This window comes from Kitasatospora sp. NPDC059577 (assembly GCF_042735475.1).
In the GTDB taxonomy this organism is placed as follows: domain Bacteria; phylum Actinomycetota; class Actinomycetes; order Streptomycetales; family Streptomycetaceae; genus Kitasatospora.
Map to the genome: position 1 here is coordinate 95854 of NZ_JBHWBZ010000002.1, position 25398 is coordinate 121251.

The window sequence follows — 25398 nt, forward strand, 5'->3', positions numbered from 1 at the left end:
ATGGCCTGGCGGGGGTGGGGGTGTTTCGGTTGCGGCCCTTGGACCTTTCGGGGGGGGTTGGGCCCGCGGGGGGCCCTCCGCCCGCGGGCGGCCTTGACGCCCGGCGGCCGTCCCCGGCTCCCGGCCCGGCGGCCGTCCCCGGCTCCCGGCCCGGCGGACGTGCCCGCCGCCCGGCCCGGAAGACGGGCGGGGGGGCCGGGGGGGGCCCCGCGCCCGGGGGTCGGCCGTTCAGCAGCCCGGACGAATCGTCAGCTCGCTCAGGGTGCCGTCCGCGGGGAAGTCCAGCACCCCGACCACCGCCGCGGCGACGGACGCCGCAGCGAGGCAGATCCCCGGGTCGTACGGCAGGCCGAGCGCGTCGTGGAGCCTGGCCTGCATGGGGGTGTCGACCTCGCCCGGGAACACCGTCGTGACCCGGATCCCGCTGCGGTACTCCTCCGCCCGCAGTGACTCGGCGAGCGCCCGCAGGGCGAACTTCGAGGCCGCGTAGCCCCCGAGACCGGGCGGGGCGTGCAGCCCGGCGCCCGAGTTGACGAACACCACCCGCCCCGGGGCCGCCCGCAGGGCGGGCAGCAGCAGACGCGTCAGTTCGGCCGGGGCCACGCAGTTGACCGCCAGCATCCCCAGCCACACCCCCGGGTCCAGGCCGGCGACCGTCCCGGGCTCCAGCGTCCCGGCGACGTGCATCAGCGAGTCCAGTCGTTCCGGCAGTTCCTGCTTGCCGAGCGCCGCCGCCAGTTCCGTCGGTTCCGCGAGGTCCGCCGCCAGCGTGCGGCTCCCCGGGAACCGCGACCGCAACTCCTCCGCCCGTTCCTCGTCCCTGGCCAGCAGCCAGAGGTCCTCGCCCCGCTCCGCGAGCAGCCCGGCCGTCGCCGCGCCGATCCCGGAGCCCGCACCGGTGATGAGATGAACGCCCATGCCGCCCTCCCTACCCCCGGCCACCGCTGCGGAACGGCGAGTTCACGCCGTCCCGGAGCCCGGCGGCACCGGACCCGCACGCGGGCGCGCACGTCCGGCGGCCGCTCGGCGCCGCGCGCCCCTGCTCCACTCCCCCTCGTAGGGCGGCCCGTCGGGGGTCAGCCCTCCACGACCCCGTTCCCGGTCGCCCCTGCGTCCCCGTCCGATGCCGGGGCCGGGCCCGAGCGGGCCAGGGTGACGGGGAGCCCGGCCTCGATGCGGCGCAGCAGCCGGCCGCCGTGGACACCGGGGGCGTCGAAGCACCGCAGGCTCTCGGATTCGTCGCCGGCACCGGTGCGCAGGACCTCGGGCACGAGCACCGCGTCGGCGGCGACGGGCGCCCCGGCGAAGGAGGGTGCCAGGTAGGCGGGTGCGAGGACGGGACCGTCCAGGGTGCCCTCGACGAGGTCGGGGGCGAACTCGGCGGACAGCACCGTGACCCCGGCGCGCAGGTCGCCGTGGAGCATCACCAGCTTGTCGGTCATGTTGCCGACGAAGGCCTCGACGTGGACGCTGCCGCGTACCAGGAGCTTGGCGTCGCCCTCCAGGTAGACGGCGGCCGCCCTGAGGTCGCCGAGGACGATCAGCGCGGGGCAGCCGTCGTCGATGTTGAGGACGGCGCCGCTGACGTCGAGGTCGCCGTCCACGATGTAGCCGGTGCCGTCGAGTTCGGCGGCGTCGAGGTCGAAGTGACCGTCGATCGAGAGTGCGCCGGTGTGGACGTCGTACGACTCCTCGTAGAGGTTCTCGTAGGTGGAGACGGGCAGGCCGCGGCGCTCGAAGAGGGCGACGGAGTCGTCCCAACTGTGCAGTGTGGTGGGCACGTTCATGCGCCGCACTGTGTCACGCGCCACTGACAGTCGCGATTCGCCGGCCGGGGCGCCGCCGGTGGCCGGGGCCACCGGGAGCGCCCCGGACGGAACGGCCGTACCGGCCGGGGGCCCGATCGGGCGGGGCCGGATTCAGGCGGTCGCGGCCAGGGTCCCGTCGAAGGTGGCGGCCGCCAGGCCGAAGGACAGGGTCATGCCGATGCCCGAGGTGACGGTGACGGCGCGGACGCCCGGCGCCAGGTCCCGCACCAGCAGGGGGCCGCGGGAGCTGCTGGCGTAGACGCCCTGCCAGCGTTCGACGATCCGCAGCCGCTCCACGCCCAGGACCCGGGCGATCGCGCCGGTCAGCAGCTCGTGGGTGCGCTCGTCGATGAACGGCGGGGTGGTGGCGTCGTAGTGGTGCGAGTCGCCGACCAGCACCGTGCCGTCCGGGAGCCGGGCGAACATCACGTTGGCGCCGATGTCGAGCAGCTCGCGGCTGTGGCCCAGCACCTCCTCCCGCAGCCGGGCGGCGGACGGGCGGGTGGCGAAGGCGTCGTAGCGCAGCATCGACGTGGCGGTCAGCACCGCGGAGTCGGTGCGGAAGCCGGCCGGGGCCTCGGCCCGCGCCATGGTGAGGCGGCAGCGCTGGACCTCGTGGTCCTCGGCGACGTCGGGGAACAGGTAGTCCAGGTCGTGGCCGACGCAGATCAGGATCCGGTCGCCGTGGACCGGGCCGCGGGTGGTGTGGACCGTCCCGGGCTCGACGCCGGTGACGGCGGTACCCCACAGGACCTGCCCGCCGGGCTGGTCGGCCACCCAGCGGGCCAGGCCGGGCGCCGCCTCCCGCGGGTTCACCCGCAGGTCGGCGGGCAGCAGCGCGCCGCCCACCAGGTCGCCGGCGTCGGCGTCCGCGCGGCCGAGCAGCGCCGCCGTCTGCGCGGCGGTGCGCAGCTCGACGGCGTCGCCGCCGCGCTCGGCGCGCAGTTCCTCCAGGACGGCCGCCTCGGTCGCCGACCGGGCCACCACCAGGGTGCCGGCCTCCGCGGCCCAGATGCCGGTGGCCTCGGCGGCGCGCAGCCAGCCGGGCCGGGAGCGCTGGGCGAGGGCGAGGAGTTCGCCGTCCTGGGCGCTGATGCAGCAGTGGCCGAAGTTGCGGACCGAGGCGCCGACGGGCTGCCGGTCGCGATCGACGACCGTGACGGACAGTCCCCGGCTCAGCGCCTCGAAGGCGTGGGCCAGGCCGATGATGCCGGCGCCGACGATCACCACGTCGCTGCGGCCGGGCGTGCCGGTCGTGCGGGTCGTGCGGGTACGGGGGGCGGCGGAGGCGGTTGCGGGTGCGGTGCTGCTGCTCATGGCTCCAGATTCCGGGCTCGGCGACCTCGACGTCAAGAGGTGTCTATACAAGTTACCGTTCGTTCATCCACGCGACGACCAGCGGATACTGGCACTTGTTCCGGAAAACACGCAGGTGGGCCGCCTTGAGAAGTCCCACCCCCGAGTGTCATAGTCGACTTGTGAAGACAAGTGAGGACCTCCCGCTCCACCAACGACTCGGCGCCGAGTTCCAACGCCGGATCGAGTCTGGCGAGTGGCCCGAGGGCCGTCCGGTGCCCAGCGAGTCGCAGCTCTGCGCCGAGTTCGGCACCTCCCGCGGCCCGGTCCGCCAGGCCCTGGCCATGCTGCGCCACGAGGGCAGCCTGACCGGCGGACGCGGGAAGCCGCCGGTCGCCCGCCGCACGGCGCCCTCCCAGCCGTTCGGCACCTTCCTGTCCTTCACCCAGTGGGCCCGGACCATCGGCCGCGAGCCCGGACAGACGACCATCGAGGTGGCCCGGCGCCGGGCGTCCCCGGAGGCCGCGGCCCGGCTCGGCCTGGTCGAGGGCGCACCCGTCGTCGAACTGGTCCGGCTGCGCCTGCTGGACGACGTCCCCGCCATGCTGGAGCGCTCCACCTTCGTCCACGAGGTCGGCCGCGTGCTCTTCGACTTCGACCCGGACACCGGGTCCGTCTACGAGGAACTGCTGCGCCGCGAGGTCGACCTGCACCGCGCCCGGCACACCATCGACGCCGTCGCCGCCGAGCCGCACGACGCCGAACTCCTCCGGGTCGCCGTCGGCGACCCGCTGCTGCGCGTGCGGCGGCTCACCACGTCCAGCCGGGGCGTGCCGCTGGAGGACGCCGACGACCGCTACCTGCCCGCCATGGCCACCTTCACCATCGAGAACACCATCGAAGGCCGTACCGTCATCGGCCGCTACCGCACCGAAGAGGACTGACACCGTGATCGAGCTCGCCGCCCTGGACATGGCCGGTACCACCATCGACGAGGCAGGCGCCGTCTACCGGGCACTGCGCACCGCCGTCGAGCGCACCGGAGTCGCCGTCGCCGAGGCCGACCTGCAGACCTGGATGGGCACCGACAAGCGCGAGGCCATCGCCGCCCTGGTCCGCACCGGCGGCGGCACCCCGACCCCGGAGCTCGTCGAGGACGGCTACGCGGCCTTCGCCGAGTTCCTCCGCGAGGCCTACCGGACCACTCCTCCGCGGGCCCTGCCCGGCGTCGAGGACGCCCTCGCCGAGCTGCGCCGACGCGGCATCAAGGTCGCGCTGACCACCGGCTTCAGCGACGACGTCGCGTACCCGCTGCTCGAATCGCTCGGCTGGTCCACCGGCGAGGGCGGCAACCTCGACGCGGTCGTCACCTCGGACGAGGTCCCGCGCGGGCGTCCGGCGCCGCACATGATCCACCGGGCGATGGAGAAGACCGGGGTCATCGACACCCGCCGCGTGCTGGTCGCCGGCGACACCGTCGTCGACGTCGAGGCGGGCGCCAACGCCGGGGCCGGCGTGGTCATCGGCGTGCTGACCGGGGAACTCACCCGCGCCGCCTTCGAGGGCCGCCCGCACACCCACGTGCTGGACGGCGTCGCCGACATCCCGGCCCTGCCCGAGACCCGGCCGACGGCCTGACCTCACGGCCCCATGGCCCACGGCCCGCGGTCGCCCGGCACGACCCGCGGAACACGGCCGTACGAGCCCGACCGCCGGGAACCCGGCCGCCCGGCCCGGCCCGATCGACGCGCGGCCCGGCCCGGCGGACACCCCGTCAGGACGGGCTGGTGGCCAGCACCGCGGTGGCGGTCACCTTGTTGTCGCACTCGGCGAAGAGGCCGTCGGCCAGGGCCACCTGATGCGCTCCCGCGCCCGGCAGGCCCACCACGAGGGTGGGGTAGGCGACCGGCGTGGCCCCCGAGACGCAGCTGCCGTCGCCCTCGCCCTGGACCTGGACGAAGGTGAGCTTGAGCCAGGCCTTCCCGCCGGGGGCCAGCCGCACCGGGGCGGCGGCGCCGGTGTGAGTGACGGCGAGCGGGGCGTTGCGGTCCGGGGAGCCGTTGGCCGCCCCGGCCACGGTCGGGAAGCCCTGCAGGGTGCACGGGTGGGCGGAGGTGTCGGTGAACGCGACGACGACCGCTCCCACCCCGGTGCCCGCGGGCCGCTGCGCGGCCTGGTGGGCGTCCGCCTTCAGGTCGCCGACCCCGCAGGCCGGGGCCGTCGCACCGGCGGACGGGGATGCACCGGCCGGAGCGGCTCCCGTGGCCGGGCCGCCGGTGGCCGGGCCGCCCTTGGTGGGCGCCGGTGCGCCCGGCGCGGTCGGGACGGTTGCCGCCGCCGTCGGCGCCGCGGTCGGCGCGGCGGCCGGCCCGGGCCCGTCGCCCCCGGGCCCGCACGCCGTCACCAGCAGAGCGGCGGTGGCGGCCGAGACGACGGCAACCGCGGCTCTTCGGGTCTTCGTTCCGTACTGTCCGTTCCGCATGAGGTCCCCCGAGGGTTCGAGCGGTGCGGCCCACTGCCGGCACCTGCCCGGTACACACCGCTGCCGCGGGACCGGTTCCCCGGGCGGGCGGCTGTGACAGGACGGTGACGGGACCGGGCCGCCACCGTCGAACGGCGCCGGCCCGGCCGGGGCGTCGCGGCCGGGGCGCCCGCCCGCGCCCGCTGTCCACCGGCTCCCCGGGACCGGCCGCCCCCGTCGACGGGACCGCCTCCCTGACACCCCGTCATGATCGTTCCCGACGGGGGGAGTCGGGGCCCGTCGCCGCGCACCGCCCGGGCGCCGACGCGCGCCCGGCGGCTCCCCCGCAGGTCGGCCGGGGGTCAAAGTCCGGTCAAGGGTTTCGCCGGAAGGGGGGTCGGGGCCTATCCTGGGGCAGATTTGAACAGACACCTCGTTCGGTGAGGCGTCTTCACGGACACAGGCCACTGATCCCACCTGTCGAGAGACGCTCCGGATCAGGACAGGTCTCCCCGGCTCAAGGGGTGACCCCAAGTGGCTTCCCGCCGCTCGCGACCGGACTCGACCGGGCCCGCCGGCGACCAGGGACACGCCGTGGAGTGCCAAAGCTCTGACGAGTGGGGGTGCACCGGGCGGAGACGTCGGTCCCCCCTGCCGTGCCGCCGCCGCCTCGATGCGCGGCCGAGACCGGGAGGGAGGCGTGATGGACGGAAGTCCTGGCCATAGTCGGCCCATTCCCGCATCGTCCTCGCCGTCCTTCCGCCGTCCGAGGCGCCCCCGCCTGCCCTGACCGCTCCGGTCCGGCCCGCTCCGCCTGCCCGTCCCGACCACCTCGGGACGCGTCGGCGCGCGCCCGGTCCCGGCCCGCGGCCGGGGTGGCGCGGCGCGCCGTCGGGCGGCCCGTGTGCCCCGGTCACTCCGGGGTGAGGGGGTCTTCCTCGTGGCTGCCACCACACTGTTCTCGTCCGCCACGGCCCGGCTGCGCGACCGCACGGTCGACGCCGAGCGCCGCACCACGGCCTCCCGGGCCGTCCGGTCCTCGCTGGTCTCCCTCGCCGGCCTGATCGGCGGCCCGGTCGCCAACCAGGCCGGGGAGGAGATGGGCCGGATCGTCGACGTGGTCGCCCGGCTCTACGGGCCGGAGCCCTACCCGCCCGTCACCGGTCTGATCATCCGGATAGGCCGTCGCCGCGCCTTCATCGCCGCCGACGCCGTCGACCGGATCCTGACCGGCCGGGTCCGGCTGCGCACCGCCCGGGTGGACCTGCGCGAGTTCAACCGCCGGCCCGGCGAGGTGCTGCTCGCCCGCGACGTGCTGGACCACCAACTCGTCGACGTGGACGGCGTGCAGGTCACCCGCGCCGCCGACCTCTACCTGGCCCCGCTGGCCGCCCGCACCGTCCTGGTCGGCGTCGACGTCTCCCTGCCGACCCTGCTGCGCCGCCTCGGCCCCCGCCGCTGGCAGGCCCGCCCGACCCCGGACCGCGTCCTGGACTGGCAGTCCGTCGCCCCGTTCGGCGAGCAGGCGACCCACGGACCGGCCGAGGTCCGGCTGCGCGCCTCCCGCTCCGCGCTGCACCGGCTGCGCCCGGCCGACCTGGCCGACATCCTGGAGGACCTCGGCCGCCACGAACGCCAGCAGCTGCTCGGCTGGCTGGAGCCCGAGCACGCCGCGGACGCGCTGGAGGAGATGGAACCCGCCGAGCTGGAGAACCTGCTCCGCGAGGCCCCGCCCGAGCACGCCGCCCGGCTGGTCGACGAGATGGAGCCCGACGAGGCCGCCGACGCCCTGCGCGACCTCGACCCCGGCGAGCGCGAGACCCTGCTCGCCCGGATGCCCGCGCCCGGGGCGGCCGAGCTGCGCGCCCTGCTCACCCACCGCGAGGGCACCGCGGGTGGCGCGATGACCACCCTGCTGGTCACCGCCGGCCCCGCACACACCGTCGCCCGGGTCCGGGCGGAGCTCGCCGCGCAGGCCGACCACCGCACCGACATCGACGCGGTCGCCGTGCTGGACGAGGACGGCCGGCTGCTCGGCGACCTCCCCCTGTTCGACCTGGCCGTGGCCGAGGACACCACGGTGGTCGCCGACCTGCTCGGCTGGCTGGCCCAGTTCGGCCCGCCGGTGACCGTCCCGCCCGACACCCGCCTCGCCGAGGCCGCCGACCACCTGATCGCGGCCCGCGCGACCTCCCTGCTCGTGGTCGACGACACCGGCCGCCCGCTCGGCCGCGTCCTGGCCGACGACATCCTCGACACGCTGCTGCCCGAGCGCGGGCGCCTGCACTTCCGGAGGCTCCTCAAGTGACCCGCGACCTCGACACCCGCACCTCCGGCACCCGCTCGGACCGCGGTGCGGACACCGCCCACCCGGCGGCCGCGCCGCCCGGCACCGCACCGCCCGGCCGCCGCCGGGGCTGGCGCCGGATCGCCGCCGTCGCGATGGTCGCCGGCCCCGGCCTGGTCGCCGCCAACGCCGGCAACGACGCCGCCGGCATCGCCACCTACGCCAGCGCGGGCTCCCAGTTCACCTACGGCACGCTGTTCTTCATGGTGCTGGTCACCGTCGCCCTGGTCATGGTGCAGGAGATGGCCGTCCGGCTCGGCGCCCACACCGGCAAGGGCCTGGGCGCGCTGATCCGCGAACAGTTCAGCCTGCGCCTGACCGCCCTCGCGGTGTTCTGCCTGCTGCTCGCCAACACCGGTCTGGTGGTCAGCGAGTTCGCCGGGATCGGCGCCGCGTTCGAGCTGCTCGGGGTGCCCAAGTGGGCGGTCATCCCGCCGGCCGCCGTCCTGCTCTGGTCGCTGGTGCTGTTCGGCTCCTACAAGTGGGCCGAGCGGATCTTCCTGATCATGTCGCTGGCGTTCTTCGCCTACCCGGTCGCCATGGTCCTCGGCCACCCCGACTGGGGCCGGGTCGGCGAGCACCTGGTCGTCCCGCACCTGGAGCCCAGCAAGGACTTCATCCTGCTGGCCGTCGCGCTCATCGGCACCACGGTCAGCCCCTACATGCAGTTCTACGCCGCCGCGGGAGTCGTCGACCGCGGCGCCAAGCCCGCCGACTACAAGCTGATCCGCGCCGACGCCGTGCTCGGCGCCGTGTTCGCCTGCGTGATCAGCCTGACCATCATCATCGCCACCGCGGCCGCGATCGGCGGCACCGGCCCGCTGGAGTCCGCCGCGCAGGCCGCCGAGGCGCTCACACCGGTCGCCGGTCACGGCGCCGAGCTGCTGTTCGCCTTCGGCCTGATCGGCGCCTCCGCGCTGGCCGGCGCCGTGGTGCCGCTCTCGGCGAGCTACGCCATCGGCGAGGCCGCCGGCGTCGAGCGTTCCGTCTCCCGCAGCTTCCGCGACGCCCCGCTGTTCCTCGGGGTGTTCACCGCCCAGATCGCGCTCGGCGCCGTCGTCGCGCTGACCCCGGTGGACGTCATCCAGCTGCTGATCGGCACCCAGGTCCTGCAGGGTCTGATCAGCCCGATCGTGCTGATCTACCTGCTCGTGCTGACCAACCGCCGTGCCGTGCTCGGCGATGCCGCCAACAGCCCGCGCTACCGCCTCGCGGCCACCGTCGTGGTGGTCGGCGTCGCGGCCATGTCGACGATCCTGCTCGTCCAGACCGTCCTCGGCTGGTTCGGTCTCGCCTGAAACCGGAGCGTGCGGGGCCCCGTCGGCAGCGGCCGGCGGGGCCCTTCGTCATCGGTCCGGCGGGCCTCGTCCCCCCGGCCCGGCCGGGGCGGGCCGCTGACGCTCCCCGCCGCGGATCGCGCGATTTCGGCCGAACCTCGGCCGTGCGGTTCCGGTGAAGCCACTCGTCGACCCGTTCACGAGATGTCCACGACTCCACAGTGCTAGAACCGTCGGGTCGGGCCGCGCCCCCGTCGTCGGCCCGCCCGGTACCGCCGTTCCCCGCGTTTCCGTGCCGTTCCGGTCACCCCCCAGGGAGAGCCATGTCCACCGCACGCACCCGCCCCGCCCGCCTGTTACTCGCCGCGCTCGCCGCCTTCGCCCTGCTGCTCTCGGGCGCGGCCACCGCGACCACCGCGAGCGCCACCACCACCGGGCTGGACGGCAGTTGGGCCTGCACCGTGCCGTCCGGGTACGTCTACGACCAGGTGTCGATGAACCGCAGCTGCAGCGGCGGCGGGAGCTGGAACTCGCCGCAGTTCCACCTGCGGACCCCCGTCGACGGACTGACGGCCTGTCTCAGCGCGCCCGGCTTCGTCTACGACCAGATCACCTGGGGCCTCGCCTGCAGCCAGCAGAGCGGCGTCCAGTCGAACCAGTACCACCTGCGCACGCCGGCCGACGGCATGACCGCCTGCGTCGGCACCCCGGCCTTCACCTACGACTGGATCACCTGGGGCACCGCCTGCAGTCTCCAGCCCGGCGTCCCGTCCAACGCCTTCCACCTCCGCAAGCCGGTCAGCGGTCTCTGGGCCTGTGACGTGCCCAAGGGCTTCACGTACAGCGCGACCACCCAGAACACCGACTGCAGCCTCTACCAGGGCGTCCCGTCCACCAAGTTCCTCCTGCTCGGCTGAGCGCTCCCGCAGCGCGGAACGGGAGCGGGAGATCGGCCCTGCCGACCTCCCGCTCCCGCCGTCGCGGCACGGTTCCCGGCGCGGCGCCGGTCAGTTGCCGCCGTGGATCAGGCGCAGCGAGAAGCCGTCGTCGGTGGGGACGGACGGCGTCCGGACCTGCGTCACCCCGGTCGCGGCGTCGTAGTACCACCCCGAGCGGGCCGAGTCGAGCGCGGCCGCCGAGCCGAGCCGGGGCAGCGGGCCGTCGTCCGTGACCACCAGGCGCGGGGCCGGCCGGCCGTGGACGGTGAAGCGGTACCCCCGCTCGGCCGGTTTGCCCGCGTAGGTCCCCTCGCTGGCGCCGACGTCGACGGTGGTGACGGCCCGGTTGGTGTGCACGTCCACCCGCTGGGTGGCCGAGGAGCCGGCGGCGAACTGCCGGGTGACGCCGTCGTCCTCGTACAGGGTGTACGAGGAGTCGCCCTTCGCCTGCGGGTAGAGGTCGTAGTCGAGTTCGGAGCGGTCCCGGTTCTCCCAGGACAGCGTGCCCTTGGGCCACATGGGCACGATCGCGCCGCCGCGGACGAACAGCGGCAGCGTGTCGAGCGGGGCGGAGTAGCCGTCGACCGTGGTCGGCCCCTGGTAGGTGCGGCCGGTCCAGTAGTCGGTCCAGGTGCCCTCGGGCAGGTAGATGCCGTCGCGCACGGCGGTGTCCGAGTAGACCGGTGCGACGAGGAAGTCGGGCCCGGCGAGGAACTCGTAGGTCGCGTTCGGCCCCAGGGCGTTCGGGTCGTGCGGGTACTCCAGGGCGAGCGGGCGGACGGCACCGATGCCGGTGCGGGTGGCCTCCTCGGACAGGGTGTACATGTAGGGCAGCAGCCGTTCCTTGAGCTGCAGGTACTTCCGGTTGATCGAGGTGTACGGCTCGCCGTCCAGCCAGGGCTGCTGGTCGCGCTGCTGCTTGCCCGTCATGTCCCGGGCCCAGCCGTCCATCGTCATGATCGCCGGGAGGAAGGCCTTCCACTGCAGGTCGCGGGTGTACATCTTCGGGTCGCGGCGGTAGATCGAGCCGACGTCGCCGGTGTTGTAGGCGATGCCGGACATGGTGGCGCCGGCGTAGGTCGGGATCTGCCAGCGGACGTAGTCCCAGGACAGGCTCTGGTCGCCGCTCCACAGCACGCCGCAGCGCTGGGCGCCGGCCCAGGAGACCGGCAGCCAGACGAAGCCGCGGGCGTCGCTGCTGTCCTCGATGCCGGCCTTGGCCTGGTCGCAGGCGTTCAGCGCGAAGTCGTAGCCGTTGCCGACCCAGGCCACGTCGAGCTTGCGCACCCGGACGCCGGCCTTCACCTCGGTGGCCTGGTCGGGCAGGCCGTTCTGGGTCCACAGGCCCAGCTGGGCGTGGTCCTTGCGCAGGCCCTCGCCGGTCTGCGCCAGGTTCTCGTAGCCGCAGCCGTAGCCGTCGTTGACCAGCATCCAGCCCAGCGGCATCTGGTTCCGCACGTAGTCGTCGGCGACCTTCAGCGCGTCGGTGGTGTGGCGCTCGCCGCGGTTGGCGTTGTGCAGGTAGCAGTCGGAGTCGCCGGGCTCCAGGCCGTAGACGGGCGGCATGAAGGGCTTGCCGACGAGGGCGGTGTACCGGCCGATCACCGACTTGACGTCACCGGTGAAGTAGTAGGCGTCCAGGCGGCGTTCCTGCTGTCCCGTGTGGACGGGCGAGCCGAAGTCGTAGGTCCCGGGCGCGAAGGTGTTCCGGAAGACGCCGTAGCCGGCGCTGGAGACGTAGAACGGCTGGGAGTTGTTCCAGCCGCCCTCGTTCCAGTCGAAGCTGTTGGCGACGTGGACGGTCCTGTCCCGGTGCGAGAAGGAGCCGTTCTGCTCGCCGCCGCCGAAGAACTGCTCGTCCGCGCCGCGCACCAGGCTCTGCCGCAGTCCGCCGGTGCTCCAGCGCAGCGGGGCGTCCTCCTGCCACAGGGCGGTGCCGTCCGCCTTGTAGAGGCCGAACCGCAGCGGGTGCTTGTAGACCCGCAGGACCAGGTCCTTCGAGCGGATGCCGTAGTAGGTGCCGGCGTCGAAGGTGCTGGTGTCGCGCTGGGGTTCGGGCTGCTTGCGGACGATGGTGCTGCCGGCCGGGTCGGTGAGGACGCCGTCCGGGGCGGCGCGCAGCCGCAGCTGGTCGTCGGCGAGGAAGTCGACCCTGGCCTTCAGCGTGCCGGCGGAGACGTCGTAACTCCCCTGCGAGCCGCCGAAGGAGGTCAGGTCGCCCGCGTCGGAGGTCTGCGGCAGGTAGGCCGTGCCGGTGTAGGAGCCGCCGTGGACGTCGTAGGGGACGACCAGGACGCGGTAGGTGCCCGAGGCCTTCGGGATCACCGTGGCCTCCGGGTCGGCGGTGCCCGCACTGCTCGCGACCTGTTTGCCGGCGGCGTCGTAGACGTAGAGGTCGAAGTCGTCGGTCTGGTTCTGCCAGCGGACGGAGACCGGGACGCCGCCCTCCGGGTTGTCGTTCCAGTAGCCGGCCGGCACGTTCACGGTCAGGTCGAAGTGGTCGCAGACGGCGCCGCCCGGGTCCTGCGCGGCGGGCGGGCAGGAGGCCGGGTCGCCGAGGGTGCCCTTGGCGTACTGCGGGCTCTGCCAGGTGACGCTCTGGTGGCCCTGGTCGAGGACGGCGGAGCCGGGGGTGGCGGCCCGGGCGGGGAGCGCGGGCCCGGCCAGCGCGGTGATGCTGCTCAGGGCCACGGCGAGGGCGGCCCGGCGGGGCCTGGGTCGGTGGGGTCGGGGTCGGTGGGGCCTGCTGGGTCGGGGGCGGGGTAAGCGCACGGCGGTGCCTCCGTTCGGGGGGTGGTGGTGGCGGACGGGGAGTCGCGGCACAAGGGGGTTCGGCGGGCTGGCGGTCTCGGCGGACGGGCCGGGGCGGACCCGGTTGCGGGCTGTCGGCGCTCCCTCCTCAGGCACCGTGGTCGCGCAGCACGACCGACCGGGTGAGGTGGCGGGGCCGGTCCGGATCGCAGCCCCGCGCGGCGGCGACGGCGACGGCCAGCCGCTGGGCCCGGACCAGGTCGGCCAGCGGGTCGAGGTCCGCCGCCGCGTCGCCGGACCCGGCGACGAGCCGGCCGCCGGCCCGGGCGATGTCCTCGGTGAGCCCGTCGGGCAGCGGGCCGAACGTCCAGGTGACCCGGCCCGGCGCGGCGATGGCGATCGGCCCGTGCCGGTACTCCATGGCCGGGTACGCCTCGGTCCACGCCCCGGCCGCCTCGCGCAGCTTGAGCCCGGCCTCCAGCGCCAGGCCGTGGGTCCAGCCCCGGCCGAGGAAGGTGAACTGCTCGGCGCCGTCGAGTGCGGCGGGCAGCGGTTCCGTGACGGCCCGTTCGGCGTCGCGCACCGCCCGGGCCAGCGGGCGCACTCCCGCCGGGAGGGCGTCCTCGGTCTCCAGCCGGGCGCGGAGCAGGGCCAGGGCGGTGGTCGCGAAGCGGGTCTGCACCACCGAGCGCTCGTCGGCGAAGTCGAGCACCGCGACGGTGTCGGCCAGCGCCACGACCGGCGTGGCCGGGTCGGCGGTGAGGGCGCCGGTGGGCACTCCGGCGGCGCGGGCGCGGGCGAGCAGGTCCAGCACCTCGGTGGTGGTGCCGGAGCGGGAGATGGCCAGCACCCGGTCGTAGCGGCGCCCGTGGGGGAACTCGGAGGCGGCGAAGGCGTCCGTCTCGCCGTGGCCTCCGCCCTCACGCAGCGCCGCGTAGGCCTGGGCCATGAACCAGGAGGTGCCGCACCCGGTGACGGCGACCCGCTCGCCCCGGCGGGGCAGGACGTCGGCGTGCCGGGGCAGCGACTCGGCGGCGCGGCGCCAGCACGCGGGCTGCGAGGCGATCTCGGCTGCGGTGTGGGAGGTCATGCGGCGACTCCTTCGGAAGGGCTGGTCGGACGGGTCGACCGGACGGCGGCGGGCGCTACTTGACCGATCCGGCGGTCAGTCCGGACACCACCCGGCGCTCGATGAGGGCGAACAGCACCACGACCGGCACGATGGCGACGACCGAGCCGGCGAAGAGGTAGTTCCACTCCACGGTGTAGTTGCCGATGAAGCTGTTGATCCCGACGGTGAGGGGCTGGCGCTCCGGCGCCGTCGAGAGGGTCAGGCCCATCACGAACTCGTTCCAGGCCGCGATGAAGGTGAAGACCAGCGCGGTGACCACGCCGGGCATGGCCAGCGGCAGCACCACCCGGCGCAGCGCGCCGAGCCGGCCGAGGCCGTCGATCATGGCGGCCTCCTCCAGCTCGACCGGGATCGAGCCGATGTAGGCGGTGAGGATCCAGACGGCGAAGGCCAGGTTGAAGGCGGCGTTGCAGAGGATCAGCGTCCAGACCGAGTTGAGCATGTCCAGCCGGTAGAACTCGCGGTACAGGCCCACCAGCAGCGAGGTCGGCTGGAACATCTGGGTGACCAGCACCAGGAGCAGGAAGAGCCGGCGCCCCCGGTAGCGCACCCGCGCGGTGTGGTACGCGGCGGGCAGCGCGACCAGCAGCACCAGCAGGGTGGAGCCGCCCGCGACCAGCAGGGTGACCCGCAGGTTGGCGCCGAGGGTGGAGTCGCGCCAGACGTCGACGAAGTTGGACCAGGCGAAGTGCCGCGGCAGGTAGGTCGGGTCGCGCAGTTCGTCGGCCGGGCGCAGCGCCGTGACGGCCATCTCCAGGTACGGGAGCAGGAAGACGGCGGCGAGCAGCCAGGCCGCTGCGGCGACCAGCAGGGTGCGCGGGCGAATGCCCGGCGGTGTCCGACGGTCCGTCAACTCTCCTCCCCACGAGCCCGGCCGGTGACCTTGAGGAAGGCCAGGACCATGACCACGACCAGGGCGAAGTTGACCACCGACATGGCCGCGGACTCGCCGATGTCGGAGCTCTTCAACTGGTACACGAACACGGTGGTGGTGGCCGTGTCGCTGCTCGGGCCGCCCTGGGTCATGCCCCAGATGACGGGGAAGGAGTTGAAGACGTTGATCAGGTTGATCACCAGGCCGACCAGGAAGGCCGGGCGCAGCAGCGGCAGGGTGAGCCTCCGGTAGGTCTGCCACCGGGAGGCGCCGTCCACCCGAGCCGCCTCGTACAGCTCCCCGGGGATGGTCTGCAGGCCGGCGAGCAGGGTGTAGGTGGTGAACGGCAGCGAGACGAAGACGGCGACGGCCACCATCCACGGCCAGGCGGTCGCCGGATCGCCGAGCCAGTCGCGGGGCCCGTCGACGAGGCCGAGGTCCGTCATCGCGGTGTTGAGCACGCCGGCGGTCCGGTCGAGCATCCACCGGAACCCGATCGCGGTCATCAGGACGGACGCCGCCCATGGCGCGATCAGGGCCCAGCGGGCGAACCTGCGGCCGGGGAAGCGCTGGTCGAACAGCTGGGCCAGGCCGAGCGAGAGCACCATCGTCAGGGCGACCACGGCGACGGTCCAGAGCACGGTGGACAGCAGCACGCGGCCGAGGTCGGCCTCGCCGAGGAGCTTGCGGTACTTGTCCAGCCCGGCCGGGCCGCGGACGAAGCCGCTGGTGCTGACGCGCAGGAACGAGGTGCGGACCATCTCGTACACGGGCCACAGGACGACGAGGGCGATCAGCAGGAGGGCCGGGGCGATCCAGGGCAGCGGTCCGGGGCCGCGGCGGCGGCGCGCACGGGCGGGTGCGCGCCGGCGGGGCCCGGCCGCCTGCGGGGCGGGGGCACGGACGGTCATGGCGGGTGCCTTTCGCGGGGCACGTGGGGGACGGCCTCCCGTGGGGGCGGCCGCTGGTGCGCGGCTACGTGTTCGCAGCTACGTGTTCGCGGCTACGTGTTCACAACTACGTGTTCGCGGCTACTTGTTCGCGACGGCGTCCCGGGCCTTCTTCTCCAGGTCGCCGAGCACCTTGGCCGGGTCTCCGGCGACGGCGCTGCCGACGGACTTCTTCAGCTCGGCCGAGACGGCCTCCCAACTGGTGTCGCCCAGCGGGTAGAAGGTGGCCCCGGGCAGCAGGGCGAAGAAGGGTTCCAGGTCCGGGTGCTTCCCGTCGGCGGTCATCTCCCGCAGGGCGTCCTGGGTGACCGGCATCAGGTTGTAGGTCTCGTAGAACCGGAGCGTGTTGTCCTTGGTGTAGACGAAGTCGAGGAAGCTGCGGACCTGGTCGCGGTGGCCGTTCTTCTTGAACGCCATCATCCAGTCGGCCACGCCGAGGGTGGACGCGAGCGGGCCCGTCTTGCCGGGGACGGGCGCGACGCCGTAGTCGACCTTGCCGTCCCGGGCCATCGTGATCAGCGAGGGGTGCCCGTTGAGCATGGCCGCCTTGCCCGCGGCGAAGTCGGCGAACGCGGTCTTGCGGTCGGTGCTGGCGGGATTGGCGTAGGTCAGGCCCGGGTCGACGAGGCTGCTCCTGAGCCAGCGGAAGGTGTCGACGTTGGCCTGGCTGTCGAGGGTGTAGGTGCCGTCCTTGCCGGTGGGGCCGCCGCCGTTCCCGAGTTCCCAGAGCATGCTCTCGCCCTGGGCCTCCTCGGGGCCCAGCGGCAGCGCGTACGGGGTGACCCCGGGCACCTTGGCCTTGATGAGCGCGGCGTCCTCGCGCAGCTCGTCCCAGGTGGTGGGCGGCCGGGTGATGCCGGCCTGCTGGAGGACCGCCTTGTTGTAGAAGAAGGCGCGGGCCGAGGAGACGAACGGGATGCCGTACTGCACGCCGTTGACGCTGCCCGCCCGGGCGAGGCTGTCGATGAGGTTGGCGCGGGTGTCGACGGACAGCACGTCCTCGGCCTTGTAGAGCAGGTCGTCGGCGACCTTGTCGGCGTAGCCGCCGGTCTGCAGGACGTCCGGGACGTTGCCGCTCTGGATCATCGTCTTGACCTGCTTGTCGATGTCGTTCCAGTTGACCACCTGGACGTCGACGGTGATGTCGGGGTGGGCCGCCGTGAAGGCGGCGGCGAGGCCCTTCCAGTAGGCCTTGGAGCTGTTGGACTCCTTGTCGCCGTAGTCGGCGGCGACCAGTTTGAGCGTCACCTTGCGCCCGGGGCCGGACCCGGCGTCCTCGCTCCCGGCGCCACCGCCGCTGCCGCAGGCCGTGAGGGCGAGTGCGGCGAGGGCGCACGTCGTGGCGAGGGACAGCACAGATTTGTTCACCGCAGTTACCGCCTTCGTGCGAGCTCGATCGGCTGATCCAAGTTGCTTGAAGAGAGCTGGTTCTGAGCAGTTCCGAAAGAGCTTCCTGCTTCAGGCAGTTCATGTCAACGGCCGGGACACCGAAAAGCCCGGCCGGGGCGGGCCCGGCCGGGCGTCAGGGGTGCGTACGGGTCGGCACAGGGTTCAGGCCGCGATCCGGCGGCGTTCGGGGCCGTCGGCGGCGTTCGACGGCGTTCGACGGCGTGGGGTGGTGTCCGGCAGGGGTTCGGCGGCGGCTTCAGGCCCGCAGGACCCGCACGCCGCACGCGGCGATCTCCTGCTCCCGGGCCGCGCCGGCCTCGTCGTCGGTGACCAGCTCGTGGACGTCCGAGAGCGGGCAGATCCTCGCGAAGGTGACCCGGCCGATCTTGGTGCTGTCCGCCAGGACGACGGACCGCGCGCCGGCGCGCAGGAACGCCCGGTCCGTCTGGGCCTCCATCTCGTCGTGCGTGGTGCAGCCCTCCTGGGCCGTCAGGCCGTCCACCCCGATGAAGGCGACGTCCAGGTGGTACTGGGCGAGCATCCGGTCGGCGGCCGGTCCCACCAGTTCGTAGCTCGTGGTCCGGGCGATGCCGCCGACCACCACCAGCCGGACGTCCGGCCGGACGATGAGGTCGGCCGCGATGTTGACGGCGTTGGTGACGATGGTGATCCCGCCGCGCTCGGCCAGCACCCGGGCCAGCTCGCTCGTCGTGGTGCCGCCGGTCAGGCCCACCACCGCGCCGTCCGGCACCAACCGGTCGGCGGCCAGGGCGATCCGCCGCTTCTCGGCCTGCCGCTTCCCGTGCTTGTGCCGCAGCGGCAGTTCCAGGTTGACGGCCCCGGTCACGGCTCCGCCACGGGTGCGGTGCAGCAGCCCCTGGTCGTGCAGTTCCTGCAGGTCCCGCCGGACGGTGGCCGGGGACACCCGGAGCAGCCCGGCCAGCTCGTGCACGTCGGCGCTGCCCGCCTCGGCGATGTGCGCGAGGATCCGGGCGGTACGGTCAGCTTTGAGCATGGCGGAAGTCTAGTGCCGCCCCCGCTCCGGGCGGTTCCGCGCAGGACCGCTCACAGCACGCCGGGGCTTCCGCAGTGGACGGGCATCGCGGAAGCCCGGGCGGACCTGCTGTCGGGGGTCCTCGGAACTCCGTCTTCGGAACTCCGTCCTCAGGGTTCTGTCCTCAGAGCTCCGTCTTCATCCGGCCGACGCACAGCGCCCAGATGACGGTCGCGTCGATCGCGATCAGGACGATGGCCCAGAACGGGTAGTAGGGCAGCCAGAGGAAGTTGGCGATCATTCCCAGCCCGGCGACGACGATGCCGACGGCTCTCGCCCAGACGGCTCCGCTGAAGATCGCGATGCCCGCCACCACGACGATGACGCCGAGGACGAGGTGGATCCATCCCCACCCTTCGGTGTTCATCGAGTACACGTAGGAGCGCGTGACGACGACCAGGTCGTCCTTGGCGATCGCGGAGGTCCCCTGGAAGATCGCCATGAGGCCGGCGGTGATCAGCATGACCCCGGCGAAGATGGTCCACCCGCTCGCGAAGGGGTGCGGATCGCGGGCTCGGGCGTTCTGGCCGGACCCGGTAACACTGCTGGTCATGGCATGGACTCCTTCGATGGCACCGCCTCGCGGACGGCGGGGGTCGGAAGGGACGAACAGTCGGGCGGGAGTGTTCCCGGAAGGTGCCACCCGTCCGGCTCCCCACCGGCGCGGGCGGGCGGCGGGAGGCCGGGGGTGACACGGCGCGGAGCGCACGGACCGGAACCGTGACGGACGGTGAGGCCCGCGGCCGTGAGGTCCGGTTCACGCGGCCGGGCCGCGAGGCTCCGGACCGCGGCACCGGCCATCGGCGGCGCGGCGGCGGTGCCGGGTCCGTCCTGCGGCGGCACCCGCCCGGCACCCGGGTACGGCCCGGAACCGGTGCGGAACACGTCGTCGTCTCGCATGGCGACCGCCCGTCAAGCTCGGCTGGCGGAAAGAGCCCGGAACAGAAGCCCTACGTTCACGGTAGGACCGGACCCGCGTCCTGTCGTGGGCGGGACGCTCCTCGGTCACGGACCGTGACGCCCACGCCGGGCGGCCGGCCGGCCGCAGGACCCCCGGCGGGGGACGCACGGCGGAGGACCCCCGGCGGAGGACCCACGGCCGAGAAGGCCCGGGAACGCGACCGCTCACCGCTCAGCCTCGGCCCCGGCCCCGGCAGGCACCGGCCGGTCGGTGTCGCCGTGCCAGGTGGGCCAGCCGAGCAGTCGGGGGCGTTCCCCGACCCAGGCGCGGGTGTCCTCGCCGATCTCCGCGGTGATCAGCTCCTCCAGCCGGGCACTGTACCGGGCGACGAGGTCGCGGTGAGCCGGGTCGGCGGCGAGGTTCCGCAGCTCGTCGGGGTCGTCCGCACGGTCGTAGAGCACCACGTCGTTGTGCGCGAACAGCGAGTCGACGTCGGCGGGGCGGTTCGGGTCGAGCGGGGAGAAGTAACGGCCGAAGGTGTACCGGTGGTCGAGGTAGCCGCGCAGGAAGCCGCGCTTCTCCCAGTCCGGGCGCAGCTCCCCCGACTGGGCGCGCTCGGGGGCGCGGGGGTCGGCGAACTCGAACCAGAACGAGGAGTCCAGCGTGGTGATGGACTCGACGGCGGTGAGCACGCCCTCGCGGACGGCCGTGCCGTCCATGGCCGGCGCCAGGGAGTGGCCGTGCAGGGCGGGGAAGCGGGTGGCGGTCGCCGTGCGGTCCAGTCCGGCGAACTCCAGCAGGGTGGGCGCGAGGTCGACGGCGGAGGCGAGCGCCTCGGTGCGGCCGCCGCCGGCCGCGTCGGGGTGGCAGAGCACGAACGGGACGTGGACGTTCTCGTCGTAGACCAGGTTGCCCTTCTGGCGCAGGCCGTGGCTCCCCGCCATCTCGCCGTGGTCCGAGGTGAAGACGACCACGGTCCGGTCGGCCTGGCCGGAGGCCTCCAGCGCGTCGAGCACGAACTCGATGCTGCGGTCGACGTCCCGGATGGCGTTGAGGTAGAAGTTCAGGCCGTCGTACCAGTGCCGTTCGTCGGCCACCGGACCGAACACCGTGTCGATCATGCGCGCGAACTCCACCACCGCCGGTGCCGCGCCGGACAGGTCGTCGCGCAGGCTGGCGGGCAGGTCGAAGTCCCAGCGGCGGCGGTAGACCGGGATGTCGGCGGCGGCCCGTGCCACCACGGCGTGCGCGAGGCCGAAGGGCAGCCGGACCCGGGGCGATCCGCCGTAGTCGAAGCTCATGATGTCGTGCGGGTTCACGAAGTTGACGGCCATGAACCAGGGCTGGTCGGCCGCCACGACCGGGGCCCGGTTGCGCAGCCACTTCACAGCCTGGCCGGCGATCACGGGGTCGATCCTGAGCCCGGCCCATGCTCCGCCGTCGATGTCCCCCCAGTCGTTGAACTCGCTGAACCCGTACGGCTCCAGGGCGTCCGTGGTAGGCCCGGGGTTCTGCGGCGTGACGTAGGCGTTCGACAGGTGCCACTTGCCCTGGTAGGTGCAGAAGTAGCCGGCCTGGCGCAGCATCGTGCCGAGCGTGCCCAACCGCGGGTCCAGCGGGCGGATGTAGGGCATGTTGTCGTTGTCGTAGATCTCGGTCAGCGGCAGGTGCTGCCCGGTGTAGATGACGGACCGCGCGGAGCTGCACATGGCCGAGGCGGTGTAGTAGCGCTCGAAGGTGGTGCCCCGCTCGGCGAGCCGCTCCCGGGCGGGCAGGGTGTAGCCCGGCGGGCGGGGGATCGCCGCCCGTTCCTCGTCGGTGACGATCAGCAGGATGTTCGGGCGATGGGTCATGGCCACCTGTTCTGGGTGTGCGGAACGGTCGGGAGGTCCGGGTCGGGCGCTCGGTGCCGGTCGTCCGTCACTCGTCGGTACGACTGCCGGAGTCGCCCTCCCCGGAAGCCCTGCCCTGACCAGCGGGGCCGCCCTGACCGGTGGAGGGGCCCTGACCCGTGGAGGGGCCCTGACCTGCGGGGCCGCCCTGCCCGGCGGCGTCGCCCGCCCCGGAAACCCCGCCCTGCCCGGCGGGGCCGCCCTGCCCGGCCGAGGGGCCGGCGCCTCCACCGGTACCGGCTCCGCCATCGGTGCCGGCCGCTCCGCCCGCGCCGGTGGCGGGGCTGGTGGCGACGACCCGGCCGGACGCGGCGAGCAGTGCCAGGACGGCGAGCACCGCGAGCAGCACCAGGACCAGCAGCAGCACGGTCAGCACGGTCGGGTGGTTCCAGAGGGCGAACACCAGGGCCACGATCAGCAGTGCGCCGAGGATGAGCCAGCGGCGGTGGGCCTCGGTCCAGGTCCCGACCCGGCCGGTGGTCACGCCGTGCGAGCCGCTCCAGCCCGCCACGGAGTCCGCGACGTGGTCGGCCCGGCCGCGCACGCCGCGCGGCAGCCGTCCCGCGCCGGAGAGGTAGGCGCCGAGCGCGATCACCACACCCAGCACGATCGCGGTGCGCAGGCTGATCCGCAGGAAGTGCAGCAGCGTGTCGAAGACCGCGGCCGCCGCGGCCGGGGACTGCACGGCGGGCGGCAGATGGTCGAGGTAGTAGTGGCGGGCGATCACCAGGGCGATCGCCACCAGCAGGCAGGCGAAGGCCGCGCCGAGCGTCGTGGCCACCAGGGCGCGGCGCCGGCGCCGCGCCAGCACGACGCCGATCGCGCCGATCAGCACGGTGATGATCGGCAGCCAGTTGCCGATCACGTCAAGGGCGTGCGCGGCACGGCGGATCTTGGCCAGCTTGTCGGACTGGAACAGCACGAGCTGCTTGTTGACGTCGGGGATCTTCTCGGCCGGGGTCAGGCCGGCGGACACCAGGTCGTTCTTCAGCGTGTCGACGGCCGTCCCGACGTTGAGGGTGACGGTGCCGCCGTTGACCTCGACCGCGCCCCGGCCCTCGCCGGTGAGGGCGTGGACCACGGCCGTGTGCGCGGCGCGGTTGGCCTGCGTCCACGCGGTGGCGAAGGCGTTGCTCTGCACGACCTTGGTCGCGGCCTTGGTGACCACCTGGTCCACCGCGTCGTCGATCTTGGGCCCGAGTGCCTTCACCGCCGAGGCGGCCTTGGGCGGCAGGCCCTGTGACTGCAGCCAGGAGGACACGTCGGAGGCGACGGCCGGCCCGTCCACCTTCACGTCCACCGCCTTCGTGATCCGGGCGACCGCGGCGTCCTGGATCGCGGGGTTGGTGGCCAGCGGGGCGACGGTGGAGACGTAGCGGTTGGTGTCCAGCACGATGTCGTGCACCCAGACGGTGAGCAGCGAGATCGGCACCAGGATGCAGGTCAGCGTGATCAGCACGGCGGAGACGGTGCTCATGACGATCCCGCCCGCCCGGGAGCGGTGCCGGGGCTCCGGGGGCGTGCCCCCGTTCACCGGCGCGCCCGTGGGGGGCTCGGACGAAGGGGTTTCCAGTGGCCCGTTCAACGATTCTCCCGGCGGTCGGCACGCGGCCGTACTGCCGCTGTTCCTCATTCACGCCGCAAGGTCCGCCGCCCGGCACGCCGGATTGGGCCGCCCGGACGAGCGGCGGAAGCGGCGCTCCGGCGGCACGCGCCCGCTCCGCGCCCACTCCGTGCCCGCTCCGCGCCGGCTCCGTGCCCGCTGCCGCCGCCCGGCATTCGGCGTCCGGCACCGGACCGTGCCCTCACCCCGGGCAGGTGATCCCCGGGCGGGCGGCGGGACCTAGCGTCGAAGCAGCGCCCGGGCCGGTCGGCCGGGCGACGGACTCCACGTGGAAGGAGCACCGCCATGGCCGAGGACGACCTCGTCGAGACCGGGCCCGTCGACTACCTGGTGGTCGAGTTCCCCGGCAACCGCATGACCGGGGAGGGGCTTCCCCTGCTGATCGACCTGGTGGACCGGGGCGTGATCCGCATCCTGGACTTCGCGTTCGTGCGCAAGGACGCCGACGGCACCGTCGTCGGGATGGAAATCGCCGACTTCGACGGTGACGGCCTGCTGGACCTGGCCGTCTTCGAGGGGGTCGGCTCGGGCCTGATCGGCGCCGACGACCTGGGCGAGGCCGCCGCGGTCCTCGAACCCGGGAACTCGGCCGGGGTGCTGATCTACGAGAACACCTGGGCCGCGCCGTTTGCCACGGCCCTGCGCCGGGGCGGTGCCCGGGTCGTCGCCAGTGGCCGGGTGCCGGTGGCGGACCTGCTGCACTCCCTGGACGAACTGGACGACACCGCCGGGGCCGATGCGTCGGAGGGCTCCGCCTCCGGGGCGTCCGCCGCCGGGTGACCTCACCGAGAGGAGAAACCAGTCATGCCTGGACTACTGCGCGGAGTGGCGCGCACCGCCGTCATCGCCGGCACGGCGACCTCCGTGTCCAACCGGGTGTCCCGCCGTCAGGCGGGCCGCTGGGCCCAGCAGGACGCGGCGGCCGAACCCGCGCCGCCGCCCCCGCCGCCCGCACCGGCTCCCGCCGCTCCCGCACCCGCGAGCATGGACGACAAGATCTCGCAGTTGCAGCAGCTGGCGCAGCTGAGGGACCAGGGGGTGCTCACGAACGAGGAGTTCGCGGCGCAGAAGCAGCGGCTCCTCGCCGGCTGACCACCCCGGGCGTCGCCGGCTGAACAGCCGTCGACGCGTGGTGCCCCGTCCCGGTCCGGCCCGGGACGGGGCACCGTCGCGTCCGACGGGGCACCGTCGCGTCCGCGGCCCGCGACCGCTGCGGCCCCCGCCCACGGGCACGGCCCCGGGGAGAGCAGCAGGGACGGACCGGTGGAAACACACCGCCCACGGACCGGTCCGGTGCCGGGACACCCCGACACCGGACCGGTCCGTGCACCGGACGCCGTGCTCAGGCGCCGGGAGTGGACTGCGAACCCCCTTCCGCCCGCGGCGCGGCGGGCGCGGCCGGCGGGAGGGACGGCTCCGGCTGCCCGGGGCCGCCGTGGGCGGTCAGGGCGTAGATGCCGATCACGTCGATCGCGAGCAGGGTCACCGACCAGAGCGGGTACGAGGGGGCGAAGGCCATCTGCGCGAAGGCGTTCAGACCGAGCACGACGACACCGGTCCACCGGGCCCACTGCGCGCGGGTCACCAGGACGCCGTAGGCCGCGGCGAGTTGGACGACCGCCAGGGCCAGGATCGCCCAGCCCCAGGCGCGCAGGTCGCCGAAGACGTAGTGGGCGTCGCCGATGAAAACGTGCGACCGTGCGATGGCGGCGATGCCGTCCAGGGCGTTGAGGGCGCCCAGCAGCACCAGCAGCACACCGGCGAAGGTGATCAGTCCGGAGCCCGGATGACCGGTTCCGCGGGCGCCGGCTGACGGGTTCGCACCGTGCGGGGCGATGGCGGTCATGGTTGCCTCCAGGTGGGGGTACGGCCGTGCCGCGCGCGACCGTGGCGTCGGCGGACCGGCTGGTCCACCGGCCGGGCGTCCGCGGCGGCGGCGAGGGGCCCGATGCCACCACTCAGTCAGATCCGCGCGGCGGCGGCACCACCCGGACCGGGTGATTCAGTGCCCGACGGCCACCTTGGCCGCCACGATGACCAGGCCCAGGACCAGGTTGACCGCGCCCTCGGCGGCGGCCTGGCGCGTCGTGGCTCCGGCCCGGCGGGCGCCCAGGGTCGCCCAGGTCACCTGCTGGGCCACGGCGACGCCGAGGGCGAGCCAGGCGTTCTCCCCGGCCCCGAGCCAGGGGCTGACCAGAACCGCCAGGGCGGGCAGTGCCGACGCCTCGACGAGCGGCCACTCGTGCCGACCGACCTTGCGCACCTGGTGCCACTTGACCGTGCGGCCGACCTCGCGCTCTCCGGCCACCTCGGCGTAGACGTGGGCGATCCAGAAGACCAGCCCGGTGATCACCAGCAGCAGGATGAGCGACAGCCGGGGGTGCGGCTCCTGGAGGCTGGAGGCCGCGATCACGGAGGCCGCCAGCATCGAGCCGTACACCGCGCCGGCGTAGTCCGTCCGGTTCGCGGCCCCCTCCGGGGCCCGTCCGGGCGGGGCCGGGGACTGACTGCGGGACGTTGCCACGGTGCCTCCTCCCGTCCCCGCGCGGGGGGACGACCGATGAGCCCGCTGCAGCCATCCTCGCCGCTCCCGGGGGCCCCGGCCTCACCCCCGGCAGGTGAGCGGTGGGGGGGGGGGGGGGGGGGGGGGGCCGCGCGCCGCGCGCGCGGGGGGGGCGCGCCGAGGCGCGCGGCCGCCGCGGCC

22 protein-coding genes and 1 riboswitch are annotated in these 25398 nt (G+C 74.1%); of the genes, 7 read left to right on the forward strand and 15 right to left on the reverse strand.

The genetic code is table 11. The features are described from left to right. Nucleotides 1-228 precede the first annotated feature (228 nt). The 3 genes from ACFV0O_RS03025 to ACFV0O_RS03035 all read right to left on the reverse strand — a co-directional run bounded on the left by ACFV0O_RS03025 (nucleotide 229) and on the right by ACFV0O_RS03035 (nucleotide 3125). Nucleotides 229-918, reverse strand: coding sequence for an SDR family oxidoreductase (locus ACFV0O_RS03025; protein ID WP_380335531.1), 690 nt, complete (start codon nucleotides 916-918; stop codon nucleotides 229-231). Between the two features lie 158 nt (nucleotides 919-1076). Beyond that, nucleotides 1077-1787: a hypothetical protein gene (locus tag ACFV0O_RS03030; protein WP_380335533.1), complete on the reverse strand. Its 711-nt coding sequence runs from the start codon at nucleotides 1785-1787 to the stop codon at nucleotides 1077-1079. A gap of 132 nt (nucleotides 1788-1919) precedes the next feature. Continuing rightward, nucleotides 1920-3125 (reverse strand): TIGR03364 family FAD-dependent oxidoreductase, encoded by a 1206-nt coding sequence (locus ACFV0O_RS03035; protein WP_380335536.1) that lies wholly within the window; start codon nucleotides 3123-3125, stop codon nucleotides 1920-1922. Nucleotides 3126-3286: 161 nt separating this feature from the next. Here ACFV0O_RS03035 and ACFV0O_RS03040 point away from each other — a divergent pair, with 161 nt between their 5' ends. Both ACFV0O_RS03040 and ACFV0O_RS03045 read left to right on the forward strand, forming a co-directional pair. Continuing rightward, entirely contained in the window at nucleotides 3287-4048 is a 762-nt protein-coding gene (locus ACFV0O_RS03040) for a GntR family transcriptional regulator (protein WP_380335539.1), read from the forward strand. Between the two features lie 4 nt (nucleotides 4049-4052). Next, nucleotides 4053-4742, forward strand: coding sequence for a phosphonatase-like hydrolase (locus tag ACFV0O_RS03045; protein WP_380335541.1), 690 nt, complete (start codon nucleotides 4053-4055; stop codon nucleotides 4740-4742). A 136-nt stretch (nucleotides 4743-4878) separates the two neighbouring features. Here ACFV0O_RS03045 and ACFV0O_RS03050 read toward each other — a convergent pair whose 3' ends face one another. Further along, the gene (locus tag ACFV0O_RS03050; protein WP_380335543.1) at nucleotides 4879-5586 is read right to left on the reverse strand and encodes a DUF4232 domain-containing protein; all 708 of its coding nucleotides are present in this window, start codon (nucleotides 5584-5586) and stop codon (nucleotides 4879-4881) included. A gap of 404 nt (nucleotides 5587-5990) precedes the next feature. Further along, a riboswitch (M-box (ykoK) riboswitch) is annotated at nucleotides 5991-6195 on the forward strand. A 310-nt stretch (nucleotides 6196-6505) separates the two neighbouring features. Between ACFV0O_RS03050 and ACFV0O_RS03055 the strand changes: the two genes are divergently transcribed. From ACFV0O_RS03055 to ACFV0O_RS03065, 3 genes are all read left to right on the forward strand, one after another. Then, entirely contained in the window at nucleotides 6506-7873 is a 1368-nt protein-coding gene (locus ACFV0O_RS03055) for a magnesium transporter MgtE N-terminal domain-containing protein (protein WP_380335546.1), read from the forward strand. Further along, nucleotides 7870-9210, forward strand: coding sequence for an NRAMP family divalent metal transporter (locus ACFV0O_RS03060; protein WP_380335549.1), 1341 nt, complete (start codon nucleotides 7870-7872; stop codon nucleotides 9208-9210). The genes ACFV0O_RS03055 and ACFV0O_RS03060 overlap by 4 nt, the downstream gene beginning before the upstream one ends. A gap of 302 nt (nucleotides 9211-9512) precedes the next feature. Next, nucleotides 9513-10106: a hypothetical protein gene (locus tag ACFV0O_RS03065; protein WP_380335552.1), complete on the forward strand. Its 594-nt coding sequence runs from the start codon at nucleotides 9513-9515 to the stop codon at nucleotides 10104-10106. A gap of 90 nt (nucleotides 10107-10196) precedes the next feature. Here the strand turns inward: ACFV0O_RS03065 and ACFV0O_RS03070 are convergent, their stop codons facing one another. The 9 genes from ACFV0O_RS03070 to ACFV0O_RS03110 form a co-directional block, all read right to left on the reverse strand. Continuing rightward, nucleotides 10197-12818, reverse strand: coding sequence for a TIM-barrel domain-containing protein (locus ACFV0O_RS03070; RefSeq protein ID WP_380335555.1), 2622 nt, complete (start codon nucleotides 12816-12818; stop codon nucleotides 10197-10199). A 208-nt stretch (nucleotides 12819-13026) separates the two neighbouring features. Then, entirely contained in the window at nucleotides 13027-13968 is a 942-nt protein-coding gene (locus tag ACFV0O_RS03075) for an SIS domain-containing protein (RefSeq protein ID WP_380335557.1), read from the reverse strand. A gap of 55 nt (nucleotides 13969-14023) precedes the next feature. Then, nucleotides 14024-14863 (reverse strand): carbohydrate ABC transporter permease, encoded by an 840-nt coding sequence (locus ACFV0O_RS03080; RefSeq protein WP_380335559.1) that lies wholly within the window; start codon nucleotides 14861-14863, stop codon nucleotides 14024-14026. Next, nucleotides 14860-15795, reverse strand: coding sequence for a carbohydrate ABC transporter permease (locus tag ACFV0O_RS03085; RefSeq protein ID WP_380335562.1), 936 nt, complete (start codon nucleotides 15793-15795; stop codon nucleotides 14860-14862). The genes ACFV0O_RS03080 and ACFV0O_RS03085 overlap by 4 nt, the downstream gene beginning before the upstream one ends. Nucleotides 15796-15915: 120 nt before the next feature. After that, complete coding sequence (locus ACFV0O_RS03090; protein ID WP_380335565.1) at nucleotides 15916-17202, reverse strand: extracellular solute-binding protein; 1287 nt, start codon at nucleotides 17200-17202, stop codon at nucleotides 15916-15918. 277 nt (nucleotides 17203-17479) lie between these two features. Then, nucleotides 17480-18238 carry a DeoR/GlpR family DNA-binding transcription regulator gene (locus tag ACFV0O_RS03095; protein WP_380335568.1) on the reverse strand — a complete coding sequence of 253 codons (759 nt, stop codon included), beginning with the start codon at nucleotides 18236-18238 and terminating at the stop codon, nucleotides 17480-17482. Nucleotides 18239-18401: 163 nt separating this feature from the next. Next, a complete protein-coding gene (locus ACFV0O_RS03100) occupies nucleotides 18402-18830 on the reverse strand; it encodes a hypothetical protein (RefSeq protein WP_360265726.1) in 429 nt (142 codons plus the stop codon). A gap of 572 nt (nucleotides 18831-19402) precedes the next feature. Beyond that, nucleotides 19403-21031 carry a sulfatase-like hydrolase/transferase gene (locus tag ACFV0O_RS03105; protein WP_380335571.1) on the reverse strand — a complete coding sequence of 543 codons (1629 nt, stop codon included), beginning with the start codon at nucleotides 21029-21031 and terminating at the stop codon, nucleotides 19403-19405. 67 nt (nucleotides 21032-21098) lie between these two features. Then, nucleotides 21099-22547, reverse strand: a complete 1449-nt coding sequence (locus tag ACFV0O_RS03110; RefSeq protein ID WP_380335574.1) for a hypothetical protein — start codon at nucleotides 22545-22547, stop codon at nucleotides 21099-21101. A 432-nt stretch (nucleotides 22548-22979) separates the two neighbouring features. Here ACFV0O_RS03110 and ACFV0O_RS03115 point away from each other — a divergent pair, with 432 nt between their 5' ends. Together ACFV0O_RS03115 and ACFV0O_RS03120 are read left to right on the forward strand one after the other, a co-directional pair. Next, entirely contained in the window at nucleotides 22980-23474 is a 495-nt protein-coding gene (locus ACFV0O_RS03115) for a DUF6325 family protein (protein WP_380335576.1), read from the forward strand. A 24-nt stretch (nucleotides 23475-23498) separates the two neighbouring features. Further along, nucleotides 23499-23786, forward strand: coding sequence for an SHOCT domain-containing protein (locus tag ACFV0O_RS03120; protein WP_380335579.1), 288 nt, complete (start codon nucleotides 23499-23501; stop codon nucleotides 23784-23786). A 250-nt stretch (nucleotides 23787-24036) separates the two neighbouring features. Here ACFV0O_RS03120 and ACFV0O_RS03125 read toward each other — a convergent pair whose 3' ends face one another. Together ACFV0O_RS03125 and ACFV0O_RS03130 are read right to left on the reverse strand one after the other, a co-directional pair. Next, complete coding sequence (locus ACFV0O_RS03125) at nucleotides 24037-24540, reverse strand: hypothetical protein (protein WP_380335581.1); 504 nt, start codon at nucleotides 24538-24540, stop codon at nucleotides 24037-24039. A gap of 156 nt (nucleotides 24541-24696) precedes the next feature. Next, nucleotides 24697-25218 carry a hypothetical protein gene (locus ACFV0O_RS03130; RefSeq protein WP_380335584.1) on the reverse strand — a complete coding sequence of 174 codons (522 nt, stop codon included), beginning with the start codon at nucleotides 25216-25218 and terminating at the stop codon, nucleotides 24697-24699. Nucleotides 25219-25398: the final 180 nt, after the last annotated feature.

What these genes read in the sequence shown, in the direction of transcription:
- ACFV0O_RS03115 (WP_380335576.1), top strand. Translation starts at nt 22,980, where the DNA reads ATGGCCGAGGACGACCTCGTCGAGACCGGGCCCGTCGACTACCTGGTG.
- ACFV0O_RS03105 (WP_380335571.1), bottom strand. Translation starts at nt 21,031, where the DNA reads ATGACCCATCGCCCGAACATCCTGCTGATCGTCACCGACGAGGAACGG.
- ACFV0O_RS03120 (WP_380335579.1), top strand. Translation starts at nt 23,499, where the DNA reads ATGCCTGGACTACTGCGCGGAGTGGCGCGCACCGCCGTCATCGCCGGC.
- ACFV0O_RS03030 (WP_380335533.1), bottom strand. Translation starts at nt 1,787, where the DNA reads ATGAACGTGCCCACCACACTGCACAGTTGGGACGACTCCGTCGCCCTC.
- ACFV0O_RS03035 (WP_380335536.1), bottom strand. Translation starts at nt 3,125, where the DNA reads ATGAGCAGCAGCACCGCACCCGCAACCGCCTCCGCCGCCCCCCGTACC.
- ACFV0O_RS03100 (WP_360265726.1), bottom strand. Translation starts at nt 18,830, where the DNA reads ATGACCAGCAGTGTTACCGGGTCCGGCCAGAACGCCCGAGCCCGCGAT.
- ACFV0O_RS03050 (WP_380335543.1), bottom strand. Translation starts at nt 5,586, where the DNA reads ATGCGGAACGGACAGTACGGAACGAAGACCCGAAGAGCCGCGGTTGCC.
- ACFV0O_RS03125 (WP_380335581.1), bottom strand. Translation starts at nt 24,540, where the DNA reads ATGACCGCCATCGCCCCGCACGGTGCGAACCCGTCAGCCGGCGCCCGC.
- ACFV0O_RS03065 (WP_380335552.1), top strand. Translation starts at nt 9,513, where the DNA reads ATGTCCACCGCACGCACCCGCCCCGCCCGCCTGTTACTCGCCGCGCTC.
- ACFV0O_RS03110 (WP_380335574.1), bottom strand. Translation starts at nt 22,547, where the DNA reads ATGAGCACCGTCTCCGCCGTGCTGATCACGCTGACCTGCATCCTGGTG.
- ACFV0O_RS03075 (WP_380335557.1), bottom strand. Translation starts at nt 13,968, where the DNA reads ATGACCTCCCACACCGCAGCCGAGATCGCCTCGCAGCCCGCGTGCTGG.
- ACFV0O_RS03025 (WP_380335531.1), bottom strand. Translation starts at nt 918, where the DNA reads ATGGGCGTTCATCTCATCACCGGTGCGGGCTCCGGGATCGGCGCGGCG.
- ACFV0O_RS03095 (WP_380335568.1), bottom strand. Translation starts at nt 18,238, where the DNA reads ATGCTCAAAGCTGACCGTACCGCCCGGATCCTCGCGCACATCGCCGAG.
- ACFV0O_RS03085 (WP_380335562.1), bottom strand. Translation starts at nt 15,795, where the DNA reads ATGACCGTCCGTGCCCCCGCCCCGCAGGCGGCCGGGCCCCGCCGGCGC.